General features: G+C 41.8%; 16 protein-coding genes, 3 pseudogenes and 1 CRISPR repeat array (1 of these 20 running past the window's edge). Of the genes and pseudogenes, 16 read left to right on the top strand and 3 right to left on the bottom strand.

The genetic code is table 11. The features are described from left to right. A CRISPR array of direct repeats spans positions 1–976; the repeat unit is 30 nt; unit sequence GTTTGTATCGTACCTATGAGGAATTGAAAC; it reaches 410 nt to the left of the window's first position. Between the two features lie 172 nt (positions 977–1,148). The 9 genes and pseudogenes from ACYQY7_RS03615 to ACYQY7_RS03575 all read left to right on the top strand — a co-directional run. Continuing rightward, the gene (locus ACYQY7_RS03615) at positions 1,149–2,231 is read left to right on the top strand and encodes a DUF1611 domain-containing protein (protein ID WP_461200772.1); all 1,083 of its coding nucleotides are present in this window, start codon (positions 1,149–1,151) and stop codon (positions 2,229–2,231) included. Beyond that, a complete protein-coding gene (locus tag ACYQY7_RS03610) occupies positions 2,228–3,328 on the top strand; it encodes an alanine/ornithine racemase family PLP-dependent enzyme (protein WP_461200771.1) in 1,101 nt (366 codons plus the stop codon). The genes ACYQY7_RS03615 and ACYQY7_RS03610 overlap by 4 nt, the downstream gene beginning before the upstream one ends. 235 nt (positions 3,329–3,563) lie before the next feature. Continuing rightward, positions 3,564–3,815, top strand: a pseudogene (locus tag ACYQY7_RS03605) (DUF4351 domain-containing protein); the annotation flags it as partial. Positions 3,816–4,008: 193 nt separating this feature from the next. Then, positions 4,009–4,152, top strand: a complete 144-nt coding sequence (locus tag ACYQY7_RS03600; RefSeq protein WP_461200770.1) for a hypothetical protein — start codon at positions 4,009–4,011, stop codon at positions 4,150–4,152. 59 nt (positions 4,153–4,211) lie between these two features. After that, on the top strand, positions 4,212–5,231 hold the full coding sequence (locus ACYQY7_RS03595) for a LacI family DNA-binding transcriptional regulator (protein ID WP_461200769.1): 1,020 nt from the start codon (positions 4,212–4,214) through the stop codon (positions 5,229–5,231). Next, on the top strand, positions 5,224–6,765 hold the full coding sequence (locus tag ACYQY7_RS03590; RefSeq protein WP_461200768.1) for a gluconokinase: 1,542 nt from the start codon (positions 5,224–5,226) through the stop codon (positions 6,763–6,765). The genes ACYQY7_RS03595 and ACYQY7_RS03590 overlap by 8 nt, the downstream gene beginning before the upstream one ends. An 85-nt stretch (positions 6,766–6,850) precedes the next feature. Then, positions 6,851–8,191 carry a GntT/GntP/DsdX family permease gene (locus ACYQY7_RS03585; RefSeq protein ID WP_461200767.1) on the top strand — a complete coding sequence of 447 codons (1,341 nt, stop codon included), beginning with the start codon at positions 6,851–6,853 and terminating at the stop codon, positions 8,189–8,191. A gap of 268 nt (positions 8,192–8,459) precedes the next feature. After that, a complete protein-coding gene (locus ACYQY7_RS03580; protein ID WP_461200766.1) occupies positions 8,460–10,148 on the top strand; it encodes a methyl-accepting chemotaxis protein in 1,689 nt (562 codons plus the stop codon). A gap of 15 nt (positions 10,149–10,163) precedes the next feature. Next, positions 10,164–10,318 (top strand): annotated as a pseudogene (locus ACYQY7_RS03575) (aldo/keto reductase); the annotation flags it as partial. Between the two features lie 100 nt (positions 10,319–10,418). Here ACYQY7_RS03575 and ACYQY7_RS03570 read toward each other — a convergent pair. After that, positions 10,419–11,587: pseudogene (locus tag ACYQY7_RS03570) on the bottom strand (ISL3 family transposase). A 470-nt stretch (positions 11,588–12,057) separates the two neighbouring features. Here ACYQY7_RS03570 and ACYQY7_RS03565 point away from each other — a divergent pair. From ACYQY7_RS03565 to ACYQY7_RS03555, 3 genes are all read left to right on the top strand, one after another. Then, entirely contained in the window at positions 12,058–12,969 is a 912-nt protein-coding gene (locus ACYQY7_RS03565; RefSeq protein WP_461200765.1) for an Rpn family recombination-promoting nuclease/putative transposase, read from the top strand. Between the two features lie 212 nt (positions 12,970–13,181). Then, positions 13,182–13,751 carry a class I SAM-dependent methyltransferase gene (locus ACYQY7_RS03560; RefSeq protein ID WP_461200764.1) on the top strand — a complete coding sequence of 190 codons (570 nt, stop codon included), beginning with the start codon at positions 13,182–13,184 and terminating at the stop codon, positions 13,749–13,751. A gap of 33 nt (positions 13,752–13,784) precedes the next feature. Next, positions 13,785–14,993, top strand: a complete 1,209-nt coding sequence (locus tag ACYQY7_RS03555) for an MFS transporter (RefSeq protein WP_461200763.1) — start codon at positions 13,785–13,787, stop codon at positions 14,991–14,993. Positions 14,994–15,004: 11 nt separating this feature from the next. Here the strand turns inward: ACYQY7_RS03555 and ACYQY7_RS03550 are convergent, their stop codons facing one another. After that, positions 15,005–15,199: a hypothetical protein gene (locus ACYQY7_RS03550; protein WP_461200762.1), complete on the bottom strand. Its 195-nt coding sequence runs from the start codon at positions 15,197–15,199 to the stop codon at positions 15,005–15,007. A 159-nt stretch (positions 15,200–15,358) separates the two neighbouring features. Here ACYQY7_RS03550 and ACYQY7_RS03545 point away from each other — a divergent pair, with 159 nt between their 5' ends. The 4 genes from ACYQY7_RS03545 to ACYQY7_RS03530 all read left to right on the top strand — a co-directional run bounded on the left by ACYQY7_RS03545 (position 15,359) and on the right by ACYQY7_RS03530 (position 19,881). Then, positions 15,359–16,420 (top strand): glycosyltransferase family 4 protein, encoded by a 1,062-nt coding sequence (locus ACYQY7_RS03545; RefSeq protein ID WP_461200761.1) that lies wholly within the window; start codon positions 15,359–15,361, stop codon positions 16,418–16,420. Continuing rightward, positions 16,417–17,157 carry a HipA family kinase gene (locus ACYQY7_RS03540; RefSeq protein ID WP_461200760.1) on the top strand — a complete coding sequence of 247 codons (741 nt, stop codon included), beginning with the start codon at positions 16,417–16,419 and terminating at the stop codon, positions 17,155–17,157. The genes ACYQY7_RS03545 and ACYQY7_RS03540 overlap by 4 nt, the downstream gene beginning before the upstream one ends. A gap of 64 nt (positions 17,158–17,221) precedes the next feature. Then, positions 17,222–18,877 (top strand): DUF6044 family protein, encoded by a 1,656-nt coding sequence (locus ACYQY7_RS03535; RefSeq protein WP_461200759.1) that lies wholly within the window; start codon positions 17,222–17,224, stop codon positions 18,875–18,877. After that, entirely contained in the window at positions 18,874–19,881 is a 1,008-nt protein-coding gene (locus tag ACYQY7_RS03530) for a glycosyltransferase family 2 protein (protein ID WP_461200758.1), read from the top strand. Before ACYQY7_RS03535 ends, ACYQY7_RS03530 begins: the two co-directional genes overlap by 4 nt. 257 nt (positions 19,882–20,138) lie before the next feature. Here ACYQY7_RS03530 and ACYQY7_RS03525 read toward each other — a convergent pair whose 3' ends face one another. Next, positions 20,139–21,839, bottom strand: coding sequence for a methyl-accepting chemotaxis protein (locus ACYQY7_RS03525; protein WP_461200757.1), 1,701 nt, complete (start codon positions 21,837–21,839; stop codon positions 20,139–20,141). Positions 21,840–21,899 lie beyond the last annotated feature (60 nt).

Genomic DNA, 21,899 nt, shown 5'->3' with positions numbered 1-21,899 from the left:
CGTACCTATGAGGAATTGAAACTCCGAATACGAACGGGATTTCGGTACCGAATATATTTTCGGTTTGTATCGTACCTATGAGGAATTGAAACAAGTCTAAAACTAGCAAATCTAATGTGGTAAAAGTACCGTTTGTATCGTACCTATGAGGAATTGAAACAGAAAACAGAAGAAAAGGGGATTTTGGTTGTTGCAGCGGGTTTGTATCGTACCTATGAGGAATTGAAACCTCGAAAAATCATCTTCAATGTGTGTTAGTGTTTCGATTGTTTGTATCGTACCTATGAGGAATTGAAACTCATCGTATGTGCTGATTGCAAAATCATCAGCATCGTTTGTATCGTACCTATGAGGAATTGAAACACTACGTGAACGATTGGGCAAAAGTATACGGGGTCGAGGTTTGTATCGTACCTATGAGGAATTGAAACAATCGTTTATCCCCGCTTACCACGAGTATTCCTATGCGGTTTGTATCGTACCTATGAGGAATTGAAACGTGCTTGTGTACACCGCGACGGTTCGTTCGGGGAGTGTGTTTGTATCGTACCTATGAGGAATTGAAACATGAATAATTTGTTTTTCTCCTTCTAAGTTCACAAACCGTTTGTATCGTACCTATGAGGAATTGAAACTCTTCCAACTCATCAAAAGTCAAATCACACTTTTCTAAGTTTGTATCGTACCTATGAGGAATTGAAACCCCGACTCGCCAAACAATTCAACCATATGAAAGACCAAGTTTGTATCGTACCTATGAGGAATTGAAACAGCGAGCCTAAGAAAGAAAAAAAAGAAAAAAAGAAGCATGTTTGTATCGTACCTATGAGGAATTGAAACTTCGATAAAAAGAAAAACCCGAAGGCTTACGATTTATTGTTTGTATCGTACCTATGAGGAATTGAAACCGCCATGTCGGCGTATACCACAGTATAATATGTCACTCGTTTGTACCGCACCTATGAGCAGTTCAAACGCCAGCCTTTATGTGCTGGCTTTTTTCGTATAGGTTTGATAGGTATCATTTTACTTTTTCTTCAAAATTGGTTATAATATGAACTAGAGACATCTTTCTTTCCAATGATGGTAAAGCGAGATGTTTTTTTTCATGGAAATATTGATTTCACAAAGAAATGGAGGGATTTCTGATGAAGAAATACGCCATTGTGTATTGTGAACATCAATTCGGTTCCATGGACGGAAAAACAGCGAATGGGCTCGTGCGCGATTCTGGGCTGTATGAGATTGTCGCAGTTATCGATTCGACAAAAGCTGGTCAAGATGCTGGAGAAGTGCTTGACCAAAAGAAAAATGGCATTCCAATTTGTAAAAACCTTCAAGATGCAATCGCCTCTTCAAAAGAAAAACCGAACTACTTCATCTTAGGAATTGCTCCAGCGAACGCTTTTCTCAAAAAAGAAGAACGTCAAGTAATCATCGAAGCAATGGAAGCAGGTATGCATATTATTAATCCACTTCAAGAGTTTTTAACAGAAGACGAAGAAATGATGACGCTAGCGAAGCGATATGGGGTCACGATTCGTGACATTCGCAAACCGCGTCCGAAAAAAGAATGGACGTTATTTACGGGACGTATTTTGCAAGTGAAAACGCCCATTGTGGCGGTGCTTGGGACAGACGGAGCGTGCGGAAAGCGAACGACGGCGATGATTGTTGATAAAGCATTACAAAAGCGCGGCTATAAAACGGCATTCGTTGCGACGGGACAAACAGGTTTAATCCAAGGCGCATCGTACGGATTTGCGATGGACGCGTTTCCGCTCCAATATATGATCGGCGAACTTGAGCGGGAAATCGTGCGCGCATATGAAACGGAACGTCCAGATATGATTATCGTTGAAGGGCAAGGGGCGCTTAGCCACCCAGCTTACGTAAGCTCAGCAGGCATTTTAAAGGGCGCGCGGCCGCAAGCCGTTATTTTACAACACCCACCGAAGCGAAAAGTGCTTGGCGACTTCCCGTTTGTTGAGATGCCGACGGTAGAAAGTGAAATAGCATTAATTGAACATTTCGGAAAGACGAAAGTCGTTGCGATTACGTTAAATCATGAGGGCATGACAGATGACGAATTGAAACAGACGATTGACGAATACGAACGAAAATTCCGTATGCCAGTAACGGATGTATTACAATACGGGGCGGATAAAGTCGTTGATCGTCTCATCGGCTATTTCCCATCTTTACAAAAACATGGGGTGGCAGTATCATGACGCCGAGAGTCGAAATTGACTTGCGGAAAATTCGTCATAATGCTGCAATGTTAAACAAATGGTGTGAAGAAAAAGGGGTTCAAATGACAGCTGTCGTCAAAGGGGTGAACGGAGATGTGCAAATTGCGCGCGCCCTTGTCGATAGCGGCATTACAAGTTTAGCGGATACGAAAGTCGAGCGCATCGCAAAATTAAAATCAGCGCAAATTCCAGCAACATATATGCTTATTCGCACGCCTTCGCTAAGCGAAGTGAGCCAAGTCGTTCAACATGTCGATGTCAGCGTCCAATCGGAAATCGACGTCGTGCGTGCCATCTCTTTAGAAGCGGTGAAGCAAAACAAAACGCATGCGATTATCGTCATGGTTGAAATGGGCGATTTGCGTGAAGGTGTTATGCCGAAAGATTTGCCGGCGTTTATTGAACAAATTTTGCGATTGCCAAACATTCAAGTGGTCGGCATCGGAGCGAATTTTGCCTGCTTCGGTGGCATTATTCCGACCGATCAAAAAATGCGTGAACTTTCATCACTCGCCAAATACATTCAAAAAGAGTATTCATTATTGTTACGATACGTATCCGGTGGCAACTCCGCAAACTATTACTGGCTAAAACAAACGAAAGACGTCGGATGTATTAACCATTTGCGATTAGGAGAAGCCATTTTTTTAGGACGCGAGACGATTCGTGGGGCTGCGATCCGTGACTTATATCAAGATGCGTTTTGTTTAGTAGCCGAAGTCATTGAAGTGAAAACGAAGCCGTCTGTTCCGTACGGTGTGCAAAGCCGCAACGCATTTGGCGAAACGCCGATGTTTCAAGAACGCGGTATGATGAAACGCGCGATTATCGGCATCGGTCGCCAAGATGTGCACGTCAACGGATTAACGCCCCTTGCGCCCGTTGACATCATCGGATCAAGCAGCGACCATATTATTGTTGATGCCACATGCACCGATATTCAAGTCGGTGATCACATTCGCTTTGCCGTTGACTATGGTGCGATGATTTCGCTTATGATGTCCCCATATGTTCAAAAAAAGTATGTACAAACGGATGAAAAAAACGGTCGTTTCCCGACAAAAACATCGGCATAAACAAGCCAGCGCATGAGGCGTTGTTTTTTTTCGAAAGGTATAGCTTTCGCGCAAGATGTTTCCCCGTACGAATGCTAAAAAGCACAAGTGCAGCATCGATGTATCCTTTGGGCGGTCATACTTCTCCTAAAAACAAATAACAAAACAGCGCCTTCAAGGTTGTAGGACAAACTCGAAGGCGCTACCTAAAGCGACAATCAATACCTATACGCTCGGCGTATTCGAGCTAAAGCGAGAAGAACGAAAACTACGAAGCGAGGTGAATGAAATGGAGACGAAAGAAAAAGAACAAGTGTTGGAACTCATTATTTCGTATGAACAAAAGGCGTTGGAAAAAGGAAGAGAAGAAGGAATGAAACAAGGGATGATACAGGCGATGAAGCATCTTGTGCAAACGATGGCGCGAAAAGGAATGAGTGCAAAAGACATTGCGAACGTCACGGATCTCTCTGAAGAAGAAGTACGGGAGTTGTTAGAGAAGGAATAAGTAATTTGTTCATCATTTCACAGCTGTCGTCGACCCCCGATTTTGCAAAAATCTCGGGGGATCGACGACAATTTGCTTTTTGCAAGTTTTTTAGACGTATCAAAGAAATGCACTGAATTTTCGGATGTATGTATAATGATGATGTATAGCTTTTCCATGTGTTCATACATTGGCACTTTTTAGGGTTGTATTATTGAAACTTTCAACATATCCACTTGATGGGGTTGATCTTGAATTTATTTTAGAAATCGAGAATAAATTAAAACAACATGTCGGCAAGCGTGCTTTAACCACTCTTTTTGTTTTAATTTTCGTATCATTAAAAAAACAATTGTAAAACGCTTTCATTTTCATGTATAATACTAATAAACCGATTTAGTAAAGGGGAAAAATACGTTGCGGAAAGTTACGATGGCTGATGTAGCAAGATTGGCAAATGTTTCAAAAAGTACGGTGTCGCAATATTTAAATAAAAGATATGAATATATGAGCGAAGAAACGAAAAAGCGCATTGCAGAGGCGATTGAGCAGTTGCAGTATCGTCCGAATGCCATTGCGCGTAGCTTAAAGCAAAAATCAACAGCAACCATCGGTGTGATCGTTTTTAACATTTTACATATGTTAACGACACAAGTGTTGCGGGCGATTGAGGATATGTGTCAACAACATGATTTTCATGTCATCGTTTGTAATACAGATGACGATCCTGAAAAGGAAAAAAAATATATTGATATGCTATGGGCGAAGCAAGTGGATGGGTTTATTATTTTTCCAACAGGAAAAAATGTAGATTTGTACAAAAAAATGATTGAGGCGCGATTGCCACTTGTATTTGTTGACCGTACGGTTGAAGGAATCGACGTAGATGCTGTTTTATTAGATAATGAGGGAGCTGTGCAGTTAGCTGTGTGTTACCTCGTTAAGCAAGGATATAAACATATTGGGCTTGTTGCACCGCCATTTGCCTCACACGTCATTCCACGTACAGAGCGGATACATGCATTTCGGCATGTGTTACGTGCGGCAAATCTTCCAATTGAAGAAGAATGGATTGTTACCGAGCAAGTGAAACGTATTCCAGAGCGATTGGATGCGCTTTTGCGACAAAACAAACTTCCTGAAGCGATATTTGCGATTAATGACTTAACATTGATGGAAGTGTTGACGTTTGTTAAAAAACATCAACTTTCTATCCCAAATGACGTGGCACTCATTAGTATTGACGACGTTCCATTTGCATCCGTTTATACTCCTTCATTAACAACGATTGCCCAGCCAGCTTTTGACATGGGCAAAAAAGCGGTCGAACGATTGTTTATGCAAATGGATGGTGGAACTTGTCCACAAATGTTTCGTCTTGCTCCAAAGCTAATAGAAAGAGATTCAGCAAAGAAAAGAGGAGATAAAGGTGAATAGTAGTCAAGTAGTCATCGGAATAGATATCGGTACGACAAGTACAAAGGCTGTCATTTTTGAAGAAGACGGGCGTATTCGCACGATGCATGCGGTAGAATATCCGATGCTTCATCCCCAACGAGAGTGGGCGGAACAAGACCCACATGTTCTTTTTTCAGCTGTCATGCAAAGTATACGAGGAGCTATGTACAAAGGAAATGTTTCAGCGGAACAAGTAAAAGCGATAGGATTTAGTGCAGCGATGCATTCATTCATTTTAGTTGATGAGCATCATCGCCCATTGACGAACTGTATTATCTGGACAGACAATCGCGGCAGTAAACAATCAGAACAATTGCGAAACAACGAAAAAGGAATCGAAATATATAAAAAAACTGGCACACCGATTCATCCGATGTCACCGCTTGTAAAATTAATGTGGTTCAAAGAGCATATGCCACATGTATTCGAACGAGCCCATAAGTTTATTTCGATTAAAGAATATGTATTACATCAGTGGTTTCATCAGTATGTTGTCGATTATTCAATTGCCTCGGCAACCGGCTTATTTTCTTTACAGACGTTTGATTGGGACGAAGAAATTTTGACGTTTCTTGGCATTGAACGTAGCCAATTGTCATCACTTGTTCCGACGACATATACATTTCGAGAAATAGGGAGAAGGTGGGCTGAACAACTCGGAATTTCTCGAAACACACCTGTTGTGATTGGAGCGAGCGATGGTGTGCTTGCAAATGTCGGGGTTGGTGCCGTATTGCCGAATGAAGCGGCAATTACAATTGGAACAAGCGGAGCGGTGCGAACGATTTCATCTACTCCAAAAACGGATGAACAAGGGAGAACGTTTTGTTATGTGTTGTCAGAAAATAAATGGGTTGTCGGGGGAGCGACAAATAATGGAGGCATCTTATTACGCTGGTTACGCGATGAATTTGGAGCACAAGAAAAAGAAGTAGCGAAACGGCTCGGTATCGATCCATATGATTTATTAACGCAATATGCTGCACGTGTACCAGCAGGATCAGAAGGATTGTTATTTTTGCCATTTTTATCAGGGGAACGTGCACCGTATTGGGATGCACATGCACGTGGCACATTTTTCGGTATTAGCTTGCAACATAAGCGTGAACATTTTATTCGAGCAATCATGGAAGGAGTATGTATGAGCGTATTTTCTGTTGCGCTTGCTGTTCGTGATGTGATCGGATCGTTATCAGAAATTCGCGTATCAGGTGGATTTGCGAAGTCGCCGTTTTGGCGCCAAATGTTATGCGATATGATGGGGAAAGAGTTGCTCGTCCCGGAGACGCATGAAGCATCGGCGTTAGGAGCTGCGTCGTTAGCTCTTTATGCGATAGGAGACATTTCTTCATTGCAAGAAGTAAAATCGTGGCTGCGCATTTCGTCACGTCATGAACCAAATGAACAACATACAGCGATTTATGCGGAATTATTTGATTTATATACAAGGCTATATAGTCAGCTAAAAGATGAATTTCAAATCATTTCTTCTTTTCAAAGGAAATATGTATAACTAAGGGGGGTGATTCACTTCATAACTAAATCGGTTTAGTAATTGTAAGCGTTTACTCAAATAAAAACAAAGGGGAGTGGAGTGTATGGCATCGTCTTCGTTAATTCTTATTGTTATTGCTGGCATTAGTTTGTTATTATTTCTCATTATTCGTTCAAAGTTGCATGCATTTGTCGCGTTGCTGCTCGTCAGTTTACTTGTTGGCATTGCGGCAGGCATGCCTTTAAAAAGTGTCATTGAGTCCATTCAAAACGGAATGGGAGGAACGCTTGGATTTGTTGCGGTTGTCGTTGGATTAGGAGCGATGTTCGGTCAAATGCTTGAAGCATCAGGGGGAGCTGAACGTTTAGCACAATCATTAATGAGAAAGTTTGGCGAAAGTAAAGCGCAGTGGGCGCTTGGCATTACTGGATTTTTCGTTGCCATTCCTGTATTTTTTGACGTTGGATTTATTATTCTCGTACCGATTGTTTACGGATTAGCAAAAAAGACTGGACGTTCTCTTTTGTACTACGGCATTCCTTTGCTTGCCGGTTTGGCCGTCACACATAGCTTTATTCCACCGACACCAGGACCGATCGCGGTTGCCAACTTAATTGGTGCCGATTTAGGTTGGGTCATTTTATTTGGATTTATTGCGGGCATCCCAGCGATGATTGTTGCCGGCCCGTTGTTTGGAAAGTATATTTCAAAGAAAATTTATGCCTCGATCCCAACATATATGGAATGGAAAGAACGGGATGACGAAAAAGATTTACCAAGTTTTAGTTTGATTACTACGATCATTTTTATTCCATTGTTGCTCATTTTAATGAATACGGTTTCAAGTGTTGTTTTGCCAGAGAAAAGTATGTTTCGATCATTTTTCACATTTTTAGGTCATCCATTTGTTGCTTTAACGATCGCTACGTTACTTGCTTTTTATTTCTTAGGGAGAAAGCGCGGTCTCTCTAAACAACAAGTACAAGATATTGCAACGAAGGCGTTAGAACCAGCAGGAATTATTATTCTTGTCACAGGTGCTGGGGGAGTATTTAAGCAAATTTTAGTCGATTCAGGCGTTGGCAAAGTGCTTGCTGATATGATGTCAACCTCTTCGTTGCCACCGATTGTTCTTGCGTTTATTATCGCCGCACTTGTTCGTGTTTCACAAGGTTCAGCAACGGTCGCCATGGTTACATCTGCGGGCTTAATGGCTCCATTTATCGAAACATTGCAACTCACTGGCCCGATATTAGGGTTAATTACTATTGCAATTGCGGCAGGGGCGACGATTCTTTCGCATGTCAACGACTCAGGATTTTGGCTCGTCAATCGTTACTTTGGTTTAGAAGTGAAAGATACATTGAAATCATGGACAGTAATGGAAACCATTATTGCCTTGGTCGGTTTTTCGGTCGTATTTGCAATTAGCTTGTTTATATAAGCAATCCATTGAAAAATTAGAGTAAAGGGAAGAAAGCAACGAAACAATGTTAGGAAACGCATGTGAAGTATTCGCTCGAACAGTGATCACTGTCGTTGGCCTCCAATCTTGGAAACAAGGGGGCGACGACAGTTTTTTTGTTTTGTTTGTTTATGGTATGTACCATTTCGAGCATAAGTTTTGTTTCGTCTGCTTGCTTTATAGTAAGATGAACGCATATAGGGTGTTGCGAGGGAATATGATATGTTGAAAGGGATGGGTGTTGAAAATGACAGTAAGAAAAAAATTATTTGCAGGTTTTTCAGCGGTTTTACTAGTTTTGTGTATTGTTGTGGCAGTTGGTTATTTCCAAATAAAAACCGTTGATTCGAAATATTCTCAGCTACTTGATGAAAATGTCAAGCAATTATTACTCGTTAAACAACTAGAAATTGCAATTAAAAAGGAACAGGGTAGTATGCGAGGATATTTAATCGTCGGGGATGAAACATCGTTAACAAACTTTGAAAAAGCACATGAGGAATATATACACTTAAGTGACGAATTGTCAAATACGTTAGTGGAGCCAGAAGTGAAAGAAAAGTTAGAACAGTTAAATAAGCTGGAAATTGAATTTTACAAGTTTGGAAAGAAAGTTTTCCAATTAAAGCGCGCAAGTGATGTGGAGCACTATACAAAACTAGTTGCAACAGAAGGTCGAGAATTGATGAAACAATTCGATGATGCGGCTGATGATTTAGCAGATTTTAAGCAACGTATGTTAGAAAAAGCAAGTGACGTAAATTCTGCCCAAGTCGCTTCTGTACAACGTTGGATGATCATTTGGGGGATAATTGCACTGATTATTGGCATAGGGGTTGCGCTTTATATAAGCTTTCTTATTTCAAGACCTGTTCGTGCTTTGTCGAAAATGGCAAAGCAAGTGGCAGCGGGAGATTTAACAGAACAGGAAATACGGATTAAAAACAAAGATGAAATTGGGGAACTTGCTGTTTCATTTAAAGAAATGTCCACGAATTTACGAAATATCATTCGAGAGGTAGCATTGAATGCTGAACAAGTGGCTGCTTCATCGGAACAATTAACTGCCAGCGCTGAGCAAACGAGCAAAGCAACAGAGCAAATTACAATGGTTATTCAAGATGTATCAGTTGGAGTTGAAAAGCAAGTACAACGTGTCGAAGAAACATCCGAAACGATTCGAGAAATGTCTCAAGGTATTGATCATGTCGCTCATCGAGCAGAGCGAGCAGCCGAAATGGCTGGAACAGCATCGAAAAAAGCGCTTGGAGGAAGTAACATTATTCAAACGGCTATCATGCAAATGAATACGATTAACGAAACAGTAGTGAATTTATCTAGCAGTATAAAAGGACTTGGAGGGAGATCAAATCAGATCGGACAAATCGTTGATGCCATCACAGCCATTGCGGAACAAACAAATTTGCTTGCCTTAAATGCAGCGATTGAAGCCGCTAGAGCAGGAGAACAAGGTCGTGGATTTGCGGTTGTGGCGGATGAGGTGAGGAAATTGGCAGAACAGTCTGCTCGATCTGCCCAACAAATTTCATTACTTATTGCCTCGATTCAAAAAGAAACGGGCGATGCTGTGCAGTCGATGGAAACGACCACTCATGAAACGTCAAAAGGTATTTCTGTCATTCAAACCGCAGGTCAATCATTTCGAGAAATTAAAGAAGCAGTCGAAGTGGTCAATAGCCAAATTGAAGAAGTGTCATCTTTTATTCAACAAATGTCAGCAGGAGCGAATGAAATTGTACGTGCTATGGAGATGATGAAAAAGGTGGCAGAATCAACGGCTGAAGGAACGCAAGAAGTATCAGCAGCTACCGAAGAACAGCTTGCCTCGATGGAGGAAATTTCTGCTTCAGCGCATGCCCTTGCGAACATGGCAGAAAGTTTGAAAGAGCTGATTCAAAAATTTAAAATATCGTAGTGCAGTATTATCGTGGAGCAAGAGCGGGAAATGATACCGCTTTGTAAAGAAGTAAAGAAGAAAAGGTTGCGGTGATTCCGTACAGCCCGCTGGCGTCAGGGTGATTGACGCGCGATTGGTCGGAAAAGACGCATCGTTCGGAAACCGATCAAATTCAAAAGGCAAAATACCAACTAATCAGTTTTTTACGGACAGCTTTTTTGTGTGGAAATTCATTTGCGTGTAATTTAAAAAAAGGTTCATCACCAAAAGATGTACTTGCACCTGCCATTAAAGTATGTTAGCTGTTTCTAACCGAACGCGTAATGCAAAACGCTGGATATTTCTGTATCCATATCCCCGACGTTTCATCAGCTTGATCTTGTTATTCGTTCCCTCCATCTTCCCATTCGAGTAAGGGGATAAAATGCACAATATCATTTCGTCTGTTCGTTTGACGAGTGATTTTGCGATGGCGCGTACAGCCGAACAAGGACAAACCGAATACCGATGGATCCAAGTCTCCAAACGTCGTTTCGCCTGTTTTTCGTTTTTGCTTTTGGACACATAGCGAAAATGTTGGAGCGATTGGTAGACCGACTTTAAGTCATCGCTTTCATTGCACCATTTCCGTACGATTTGGCGTTCTTTCTCCGTCAATTTCTCTGGGCATTGGCTCAATAAACGGCAAACGTAACGAGCATTTCCGTGTTTCTTGCCTCCTTTGTCCAAATATTTGCGACAACGATCTAAAGCATCCGTAAACAGCTGAATGACATGGAAATAATCGACCACGTGTGTCGCCTCTGGACAAATCTCGTGAATTGCTTTTTTCATCGCTGGAGCCAAATCACTCACGACATACTGAACGGAACGAGACACATGAGCCAATGCGCGTCCAATGGCTTCCTCGTTCTTTCCTGCTTCAATGGCATACACTTCTCCCGTTTTGGCATCCATGACCAACACTCCGTAGGCATGCCCTTTTCGAAACGCAAACTCATCGACACAAACCGCCTTTGGTTGGATGTCATTCGATAGGAAAGAAGAAGCATCGGTATAAAACCAGCGTTCCACGGTCGTGTAAGGAAGATTGAGCATACGAGCTACCGCCTGAATGGATGTTCCAATGCAAGATTTATCCATCTCTGAAAAGCATCTGTTGCCACACTTCGAGGGAAGATTCCTAGATAGGACGTGCTGAACGTCATGCCACATGTACCACAACGTCTGCGCTCGACAGGGAGTTCAATCCAAAAGATTCCGATTCGCTCAGCATAGCCATGCATCCATTGTTTCTTTTTGTCTGTCATTTTGGTCGTGCGCTTCAAGCAGACAGGACATAACGGACATTGTTCGGGTAGAGAAAGTTCGAAAATCCAACGTTCCCCTTCTTTTCGCCCCTTTTGAATCAAAACATCTGGTAAATCGATGAGTTCTTTGATAAACTGAGCGTACATGCGAATTTTCCTCCAATGGTTTGGTTTGGTCACCTTTACCATACAGGAAAATTCGCATTTTTTGTACCCTATTTCCTCTATGCACACCGATCTTCAATGATCAAGTACAACTTGTGGTGAAGAGCCCCTTTCAACCGTTTCTGTCCGTATTCTTCTATCATAGGGGACTTTTGGAAGATAGACCACTGACGCACAACCCTTATTTTCTGTGTTTATAAGTGAACAGGTGGAACATCTGAAGGTAAAAGAACATTGTGCACGTTATTGAAGAAGCATAGGAGTTGCTGAAGGAATAAGCAACTTGTGCACTATTAGAGGGGGAAGGGGAATTTTTAGCGATGAAAATTGAATTTTTGATGGAAAAGAAAAGTTTTTTCTACAGGAGCCAGCTGTGAAAATTAGAATGCTATGCAGGAAAATGGCTGGTGTTGTCGAATAAAAACGTCGAAAAAAGTATGCGAGGTGAATGTATGTCCATTGACCACGACCGTCTGTTTAAAGAGTTGATCCAAACGTTTTTTGAGGAATTTATCGTTCTCTTTTTCCCAACGATGCATGAGCATATTGACTTTCGCCACGTATCGTTTTTGTCGGAGGAGCTGTTCACCGATGTAACGGCAGGGGAGAAATATCGCGTCGATTTGTTAGTCGAAACGAAACTGAAAGGCAAGGATAGTTTGATTATCGTTCATATCGAAAATCAAAGCTACGTCCAACCGTCGTTTCCCGAACGAATGTTTATTTACTTTAGCCGCTTGTTTGAAAAATATCGTAAACACATTGTACCGATTGCCGTCTTTAGCTACGATACGATCCGCGATGAACCATCGACATTTACCCTCGAATTTCCGTTTGGTCATGTGCTTGATTTTCACTTTTTTACTGTGGAGCTTCGCAAACAAAACTGGCGAAACTACATTCGTCAAGACAATCCGATCGCCGCTGCACTACTAAGTAAAATGGGGTATACTGAAAGTGAACGGGTAGAGTTGAAAAAACAATTTTTACGCATGCTTGTCCGAATGGAATTAGACGAAGCGAAACAACGGTTATTGTTTGGCTTTTTTGAAACATATGTGAAACTATCCGATGAAGAAGAACGAAAACTACGAAGCGAGGTGAATGAAATGGAGACGAAAGAAAAAGAACAAGTGTTGGAACTCATTATTTCATATGAACAAAAGGCGTTGGAAAAAGGAAGAGAAGAAGGAATGAAACAAGGAATCAAACAAGGAATCAAACAAGGGATCAAACAAGGGATGATACAGGCGATGAAGCATCTTGTGCAAACGATGGCGCGGAAAGGAATGAGTGCAAAAGACATTGCGAACGTCACGGATCTCTCTGAAGAAGAAGTACGGGAGTTGTTAGAGAAGGAATAAGTAATTTGTTCATCATTTCACAGCTGTCGTCGACCTCCGATCTTGCAAAAATCTCGGGGGATCGACGACAATTTTTGTTTGTTCGTCTTTGCTTAGTTCATAAAAAACAAAAAAAAATAGTATATTAATTACTTTTTTTAAACAGATGACAGGCAATGAAAAAAAGAGTAAAATACGCATACAGGTATAAAAAAGAAAAGGATGGATGATAAATGGCAGGACATCAGTTTCATCATTCGAAAGCAGAAAAGTTGTTGAATCCAAAAAGGCGGGAGTTGATTGCGCCAGAAAAAGTTGTCTCCATATTGCATATAAGCGAACATGATGTCGTGGCGGACTTAGGGGCAGGAAATGGCTATTTTACTGTGCCGATCGCCAAAGCGGCAAAAACGGTATATGCGGTTGATGTGCAACAAGAAATGCTTGATTTACTGAAGCAACATGCGGAACAAGAAGGAGTAGATAATATTGCATACATTGTTAGCGATGTGACAGCAACAACGATTCCTACTCAATCTGTTGATAAAGCATTGATGGCGTTTGTTCTTCACGAAATTGACGATCGTGAGGCGGCATTTGCAGAAATGGCTCGTATGACAAAGCCAAACGGTACGTTTATATTGATCGAATGGGAAGCGGTCGAAAGTGAAATGGGTCCACCGATTCATGAACGTATTCCATCTCATCAACTGTTCAATGAAATGAAAGCAACGTTTGCGCATGTCGAGCTCGTTCATTTCCATCCGAGCGTATATGGAATTGTAGTGAAACATGGTCAATAATGGCCATGTTTATTTTTACGAGAGGTGAATGAGATGCGTGTACGTTTAGGAATGAAAGAAAATATCATTTCATTTTCATTATTAGTCATCATAAACGTATTTGTTGGAGCGATGGTCGGTTTAGAACGAACGGTTTTGCCGATGATCGGCGAAAAGCAGTTTGGACTTACGTCGATGAGCGCGGCCGTTTCTTTTATTGCGAGCTTCGGATTGTCCAAAGCAGTTGTTAACTATTTTGCTGGTCAGCTTGCTGATCGGTTTAGTCGAAAAAGCATATTGTTAGTAGGATGGGTCATCGGGCTATTCGTTCCGATTTGCATGCTCGTTGCGCATGAATGGTTCGTTGTCGTATTGGCGAACGTGTTGCTTGGAATAAATCAAGGATTGACGTGGTCGATGACGGTCAATATGAAAATCGACATCGCCAAGCCAACAGAACGTGGCACAGCGGTTGGTTTAAATGAGTTTGCTGGTTATTTCGGTGTTGCGACGATGGCAGCCATATCAGGTTATCTCGCTTCGACATTTTCCCTCCATCTACAATTGTTTTACATCGGAATTGTGGTTGCGATTATTGGAATAAGTTTATCTATCATCGTCAAAGATACGAAACAACATGTTCAGCTGCATCGACAACAAAAAAACGAACAACCGAAAGAAACGTTATCGCAAAAAGAAATATTTCAACAGACGACATGGAAAAATAAAACGTTATCTAGTTTTAGTTTAGCGGGGCTTGCGACAAATTTGAAAGATGGCGTCGCATGGGGATTGTTTCCTTTATATTTTACGTCGATCGGGCTGTCCGTTTCACAAACGGGGCTAATTGTTGCCATCTATCCAGCTTCATGGGGTATCGGTCAACTGTTTACAGGTATTATGAGTGATCGGTTTGAACGAAAAAAGATGATTGCATACGGTATGTGGTTGCAGGCGTTGGCGATGTGGTTTATGCTTATTGCTAATCATATCGTGCTATGGATCATTGGAGCGGTGTTGTTAGGGCTTGGAACAGCAATCGTATATCCGACGTTGCAGGCGGCTATTGGTGATGTGACTGCCGTGCAGTGGCGTGCTTCGGCGATGGGAGTATATCGGTTTTGGCGCGATAGCGGCTATGCGATTGGGGCAATGATAGCAGGGGTTATTGCCGACTGGCTTGGGTTTCGTTGGGCGATTGGGTTGACAGCTATATTGCCGCTACTTGCTGGGTGGCGTGTGTATATAAAAACGAAAAACTAGGGAACGCATCCCTAGTTTTTCTCATATATATCCTCGTTTTGCTTCACCATATGACGTTGCTCTAATTCGCGCAATGTGCTACGTACTTTAAATAGTGGTAACGCTGTTTTTTCAGCTAATTGTTCCGCCGTTGCCGGGGCATCAAGTGCTTGTAAAATTGCTTGCATAGTCGCTGTTACCGTTTGATTATCGTTGACGCAAGCCATCGTCAGTCACATCCTTATAAGCTTTTTTTTGCAGAAATACCAATCCACGCACTCTAACGTTTTATCTTTCATGCGACAATAGGGTAATTCAAACGGTCATCAACTTTTCTCTATGTTTAACATAAAGTAATAAAAGAGCATATGAGAGGGGGAGAAGAGGTGAACATTTTAGTCATTTGGCGGTTGTTGACCGTAGGTGGCGTGAATGCTGGATGGCGCAATCGAGCAATATATTTTAAACGACATGGCATTCAGACAGACTTTTTATATACGAAAGATCTCGGTGGCATGCATATGATGGAAGATGTCGCAAATGTTTATATCGCGAAAAAGAAAAAAGACATATACGACATATTACGAAAATCATATGATGCAGTAATTGTCGTCGATACGAGCCAAGCGTACGATTGGTTGAGCGATGGCGGATATAATGGACCGATTATTGTTGAGGCGCGCACGCCGGAATTGTTAAAGTTGAAACGAAACTTGCAAGGAGTGGAAAAGATTACTCCGCGTCAATTTATCGTTCCTTCTGTTTATCAAAAACGTCTTCTCTCTATATTGAGCGATGAACGTGCACCGATTACGGTCATTTATAACGGTTTAGATGCATCTTTTTTCCGCCCGTTTCCATGCGATGATGTACCGAACAAAAAAATTATTGCATACGTCGGACGGTTAGATGGGCGTAAAAATTGGCGTGCATTTTTACGTATCGCCTCGCTATTGAAAAAAGAGCGGGATGATATCGAATGTTGGGTCATTGGCGGACAACATAGTGTAGATAAAGAAACGTTTGAAGCAGAATGGAAGGAAAAGCAACTGACGTCATTTGTAAAATGGTTTCCGGTTGTTCCGTATCAACACATGCCTAAGATGTATGCGAAAATTCGTCAATCGGGCGGATGTTTATTAGCGACAACGAAAGTCGAATCGTTCGGCAATACATTTATTGAGGCAATGGCGTGCGGTGTGCCTGTCGTTGCGCCACGTGTATCGGCGATGCCAGAAATTATCGTTCACGGAAAAACAGGATATTTATTTCGTGAGAACCATACGCGCGGAGCGGTTCGCGCGATTGCTGAAATCATTGACGACAAACAACAATATACGTATATGAGTGAGGCAGGACGGGAGCATGTGCTCAACCGATTTACAATTGAACGTTGCGCTGAAACGTATGTCGATTTACTACATCATATCGTGAGGGATCAAACATGAAGTATGAACGAACGTTTGCGGCTCATAAACATAACTCCCATCTTGTAACATTTGATGATGGGAAGAAATACGTTGTCAAATGTTACGATACAACAAAACCGAAAGCGCTCATCAACGAATGGCTCGCTTATCAAATTGCAAAATATATGCACCTTCCTGTTCCACATGCTCGTCTCGTTTCTTTACCACATACGCTTTTACCTATTCCAGACAAAACGACAGTGATCAAAATGAAAACGCAATTTGCGAGCGCGTATATTGAAGGGAAAAACGCTCATGAAATAGCGATAGAAAACATGAAAAATACTTCGCAATTGGCAAGTGTCATCGTTTTTGATTATTGGTTGTACAATCGCGATCGGACGCGAAAAAATGTCATTATTGAACAAAACGGAACGGACCAAACGTTATGGATCATCGACCATGCGGATATATGTGGCTCATTTGCGTGGACTGTTGAACGACTAAAACAATTGCCGCAAACGCCCATAGACAGCAAAATGCATCGCATAATGGCGTCGTTTACAACTATACAACAATTTGAACAGGCGATTGCGGTCATTCAAACGATGCCGACACTTTTAATTGAAGAAATGATGAAACATATGCCTGAAGACTGGCCGATGACGGAAGAAGAAAAAAAGCAGCTCGTTCATACGCTCGTATATCGGCGCGATCATCTCGTTCCGCGTCTCATACGTAAATTTTGTAAACAACTTTGGCCTGAGCTTATATAGCTTAGGTTTTTTTATGCATATTTTTCATCTATTGTTAAAAAATAATGGCGAATGGAGGGGCATTATGAAACTGTTTTCATTTGGCGTGATGATCGTTTGTTTACATGCGTTGCCGTATTTTCTTCTTGGCGAAGATGCGCATATGCGCGTGCACGATAATTTAGATTCCAATATCGCTTGGTATCGTGTGCTCGCACGAAGCGGCGAGCTATTTGGCTCCATTGATGCGACCATTCCACAAGTCATTAATGGACTGCCGCGCAACGCATACGGAACAGAGTTTAGCGGCATCGTGTGGCTTCATGCGCTTTTTCCGTCCGTTTATGCATACGGGCTTAGTCAATTATTGACGCGCATATTTGCGTTTATCGGCATGTATTTGTTGTTGAAAACGCACGTATTAAAGGAAAAAGAGGCGGAGTGGATTCGCGTTGGAGTGGCGCTTGCGTTTGCGCTGACGCCGTTTTGGCCGTCAGGGATGCTTAGCACGCTCGGCATGCCCCTTGCGTTATGGGCGTTACTTAACATTCGTGCGGGCGATCGTTCGCTGAAAAACTATGTCGTGCTGACGATTCTCCCACTCTATTCTAGCTTCGTGCTCGGCTTTTTCTTTTTTTTAAGCGCCATGTTTTTCTTTTGGCTTATTGATGCGTGGCGCCGCCGTCCTAACGTGCCATTTTTATTGGCGCTTTTATATATGACCACGCTTTATTTGTTGATCGAATATCGGCTCGTTCATTCGTTTTTATTTGCGACAGAACCGACGAGTCGCGACGAATATTTCCATGCCCGTCTGTCGTTATGGCGGTCGCTTCGTTTAACATTTAAAAACTACATGTTCGGTCATACGCATGTGATGACGATTCATACGCTCATTATTTTACCTGTGACGTTTATCGCACTATATATCGTATGGAAACGAAAATGGTGGCAGCGCGAAACGTTATTTTGGCAACTTCATGTGCTAAATGTTGTGCTATCGCTTTGGTACGCGTTTTGGTTTTATAAAGGATGGCTACCTGCGACAGAAGCGTTTCCGTTTTTAGATCGATTTAATTTTGCGCGCTATCATTTTTTACGCCCGATGGTCATTTACATCTTGTTTGCTTTGTCGCTTCGTATCATTTGGCGCGCATGGGATCGGCGCATCGTTTCATTTGCGCTCGCAGCTCAACTCGTTGTGGCGATGTTATTTCATGAGCAAATTGCGTATCGCAATCAACCGACGTTTCGTGCGTTTTATGCGGAAAAGCAATTTGACGATGTAAAACAATATATCGGAAAGCCTGTACATACGTATCGCGTCGTCAGCATTGGCATTCATCCAGCGATTGCGCAATATAACGGCTTTTACACGCTAGATACGTACAATAATTTTTATCCGCTTTCGTACAAACATCAATTTCGGCAAGTGATTGCGAGCGAGCTAAGCAAAAATAAAAAGTTAAAGGAATATTTCGATGAATGGGGCGGACGTTGTTACATCTTTGTCGCTGAGCTTGGGAAAAAGTATATGTTTACGAAACAATCAAACAAACGCATTCGCCATTTACAGCTTCATACAGACGTATTGTACGACATGGGAGGGCGCTATATATTTTCTGCCCTGCCCATTGACAATGCGAAACAAAATCAATTAAAGCTATTGCGCACGTTTCAACACGATGAATCGGCATGGACAATTTATTTATACGAAATAGAAAGGAGTGAAACGACATGACGATTTTAGCGATCGTTGTCCCTTGTTATAACGAGGAAGACATGTTGCCAGAGACGATCGAACAGTTGCTTTCGCTCAGAAAACAGCTCGTTGAGGAAGGAATTATTTCGGAGAAAAGTAAAATTGTGTTTGTCGATGACGGAAGCCGCGATCGGACGTGGTCGATCATTTATAAAGCATGTTTGCACTATGAAGAAATTAAAGGAATTAAACTAGCAGGAAATGCAGGGCATCAACATGCGCTGTTAGCTGGCATGTTTGCTGCCAAACAAATGGCGCATTGTATTGTGACGATGGATGCTGACTTACAAGATGATATATATGTCGTTCGTGAGTTTGTGCGTAAATTTCATGAAGGATATGACATCGTTTATGGTGTAAGGAGAAAGCGTAATGTCGATTCGTATATGAAACGGCGGACGGCTGAAATGTTTTATCGCATAATGAATCGTATCGGTGTACAGCTTATTTATAATCATGCCGATTATCGTCTCATGAGTCGACGGGCAGTTGAAGCGTTAGCGCAGTTTCGTGAAGTGAATATGTTTTTGCGTGGCGTTGTTTCACTTCTCGGTTTTCCGTCGACGACGGTATATTATGACCGAAAAGAGCGAAAAGCAGGCGTGACGAAATATCCGTTCATGAAAATGATTCGTTTTGCGTTTGACGGGTTAACATCGTTTAGTATGGTGCCGATTCGCTTCGTTTCCGTTCTCGGCTTTTGTTCGTTTTTTGTGAGCATATTGTTTGCGATGTACGTGTTATTTTTAAAAATGACTGGTCATACACAAACAGGCTGGACGTCGCTTATGATGTCGATTTGGCTTGTCGGAGGACTGCAGCTCATTGCGATCGGGTTAGTTGGGGAATATGTCGGGAAAGTATATCAAGAAACGAAACAGCGACCGCGCTATATTGTCGATGTTGATTTGTTAAATGGCCCGATTATCGCGCCGCGTGGTGAAGAAATATTACGAGGGGAAAGTGATTTTTTTGCAAAATAAAAAATACTTCCGTTCATCTATATACGTACAATCGGGAAGTTTAACTTCATTTTTTCGACTGACGAAAGCAAGCTTTTGGCTTGCTTTCGTCACGCCTTCCTGTGACAAAGCACCGAACAACTGAACGCTCCCCAGACGAATTCATTTGCTTGGGAGCGATGTTGTTCGATTGCTCGACAGTCGAAAAATCATGCTTGCCCATGTGAAACAATGTGCATTGATATATTTATCATCTTTAGCGAAGAAGTTCTTTTTTCCTATACTTTAAAGTTTTGTACAGAAGAGAGTAGATCCATTGATAAATCAGCAAGTTGCTTTGCAGATTCGCTAATGAGATGAACAGATTCATTTTGCCGATCGATGTTTGTAGCGACTTCCAATGAACTGGAGGCTCCTTCTTTTGCTTGAGAGCGAATGTGATCAATTTCTTCTGTTACCATGGTAGCGCTTTCAGCAATTTGTTTTGCGCCATTAGCCACTTGCGTAATTTCATCAACGACTGTTTTTAAAGCGCATAAAATGCGTTCAAATGATTCGCCTGTATTTTCAACGATTTCCTCCCCTTTTTGAACTTCGAGAAAACCAGCTTCCATTTGTTTGACAACAGAAGAAATATCGCTTTGAATATGTTGAATCAGTTCAGTAATCGTTCGAGCCGATTGCGACGATTGTTCTGCCAGTTTGCGCACTTCTTCAGCAACGACAGCAAATCCACGCCCATGCTCACCCGCTCGTGACGCTTCAATAGCGGCATTTAACGCAAGCAAGTTTGTTTGCTCGGAAATGTTTGAAATCATATAAACGATCGTACTAATTTGCTGCGAACGTTCAGACAATTGGATAACGATGTTCGATAAATGTTTCACTGTATCGCGAATCACATGAATTTGGTGAATTGTATTTTCAACGGAGCGTTTTCCACTTATCGCTTCTTTTTCCGCTTCATACCCGAGCGTTTGCATCACCGACGTTTTATGTGCGATTTGTTGAACGTGCTCGGTCAGCTTAGCAACTTGTTGCGAAGCATATTCGGTTTTAACGGATTGGTTATTTGCTTGCTCGGCGACCATATCAACAAACTGCGAAATTTCCTTTGATAATATGCTTGTCTCATGAGATATGGAAGATAATTCTTGCGAGGAAGCAGTCACTTGCTCAGAGCTTTCTTTTACTTTAAAAATCAGCGAGCGCAATTGACGTTTCATGTCAATTGCTGCTTTCGATAGTAGAGCGATTTCATGATTGCCTGCAACAATCATATCTTTTCCAGTCAAGTTTCCTTTTGAAATATTTTGAAATACACCGACAATGTTTCGGACTGGTAAAACAATCGTCCGACGAATAGTCAAAAAAACGATGAAAATGAGTACGATAATAATTATCGTGCCGCCAATGACTAAGTCCATTGTATTTTCTCTAACGGAGCGAACGACATGTTCAGCGGGGACAGTAACAGTAATTGCTCCACGCAAGTCGCCAACTTTCAATCCTTCTTTTTGAAAGCCAAACATATCTGTTTGCCCTCGTGGTTCACCATGACATGCAAGACAAGCAGCCTCCATGCGTAATGGCTCGACATATCGATAAACAAGATGATCATTTACTTTTGCTAGTGCTGCATATTCGGTAGTCGACGGATTAGATAAAAATGTTTGGATGGCTTGTTTTTCAAAATCGTCTGGGGCATTTTGTTCATTGCGAATAAAGCCAGGAACGCCAACTTGCCGCAAACGTAAGCCGACCCCATCACCAAGTTCATCCCCACGTGTTAAACGAATTTGATTCGTATGTACTTGGATGAATGTGCTCGGATCGTTAAGTTGGGCAGCTAGCGATTTTGCTTGATTGTGCAGCTGCTTTTGAGCATTGTTCATACTATTAAAGTAAAAAAAAGAAAATAGCAATGAAAATGATACAATCATTGCTGTAACAATGATGAACAAAAAACGCTTTGCCATAATCATCCGTTACAGAAAACTTACAAAACTTTATAAATAATCTATTCATTATTTATAAAG

The sequence above is a fragment of the Anoxybacillus sp. TBDG-1 genome (assembly GCF_054815885.1).
This window is presented reverse-complemented; position numbering and strand designations above follow the sequence as displayed.

Excerpts from the sequence above, each read along its gene's own strand:
- ACYQY7_RS03615 (WP_461200772.1), top strand. The coding sequence starts at position 1,149 with ATGAAGAAATACGCCATTGTGTATTGTGAACATCAATTCGGTTCCATG.
- ACYQY7_RS03610 (WP_461200771.1), top strand. The coding sequence starts at position 2,228 with ATGACGCCGAGAGTCGAAATTGACTTGCGGAAAATTCGTCATAATGCT.
- ACYQY7_RS03585 (WP_461200767.1), top strand. The coding sequence starts at position 6,851 with ATGGCATCGTCTTCGTTAATTCTTATTGTTATTGCTGGCATTAGTTTG.
- ACYQY7_RS03580 (WP_461200766.1), top strand. The coding sequence starts at position 8,460 with ATGACAGTAAGAAAAAAATTATTTGCAGGTTTTTCAGCGGTTTTACTA.
- ACYQY7_RS03565 (WP_461200765.1), top strand. The coding sequence starts at position 12,058 with ATGTCCATTGACCACGACCGTCTGTTTAAAGAGTTGATCCAAACGTTT.
- ACYQY7_RS03560 (WP_461200764.1), top strand. The coding sequence starts at position 13,182 with ATGGCAGGACATCAGTTTCATCATTCGAAAGCAGAAAAGTTGTTGAAT.
- ACYQY7_RS03555 (WP_461200763.1), top strand. The coding sequence starts at position 13,785 with ATGCGTGTACGTTTAGGAATGAAAGAAAATATCATTTCATTTTCATTA.
- ACYQY7_RS03550 (WP_461200762.1), bottom strand. The coding sequence starts at position 15,199 with ATGGCTTGCGTCAACGATAATCAAACGGTAACAGCGACTATGCAAGCA.
- ACYQY7_RS03540 (WP_461200760.1), top strand. The coding sequence starts at position 16,417 with ATGAAGTATGAACGAACGTTTGCGGCTCATAAACATAACTCCCATCTT.
- ACYQY7_RS03535 (WP_461200759.1), top strand. The coding sequence starts at position 17,222 with ATGAAACTGTTTTCATTTGGCGTGATGATCGTTTGTTTACATGCGTTG.
- ACYQY7_RS03530 (WP_461200758.1), top strand. The coding sequence starts at position 18,874 with ATGACGATTTTAGCGATCGTTGTCCCTTGTTATAACGAGGAAGACATG.
- ACYQY7_RS03525 (WP_461200757.1), bottom strand. The coding sequence starts at position 21,839 with ATGGCAAAGCGTTTTTTGTTCATCATTGTTACAGCAATGATTGTATCA.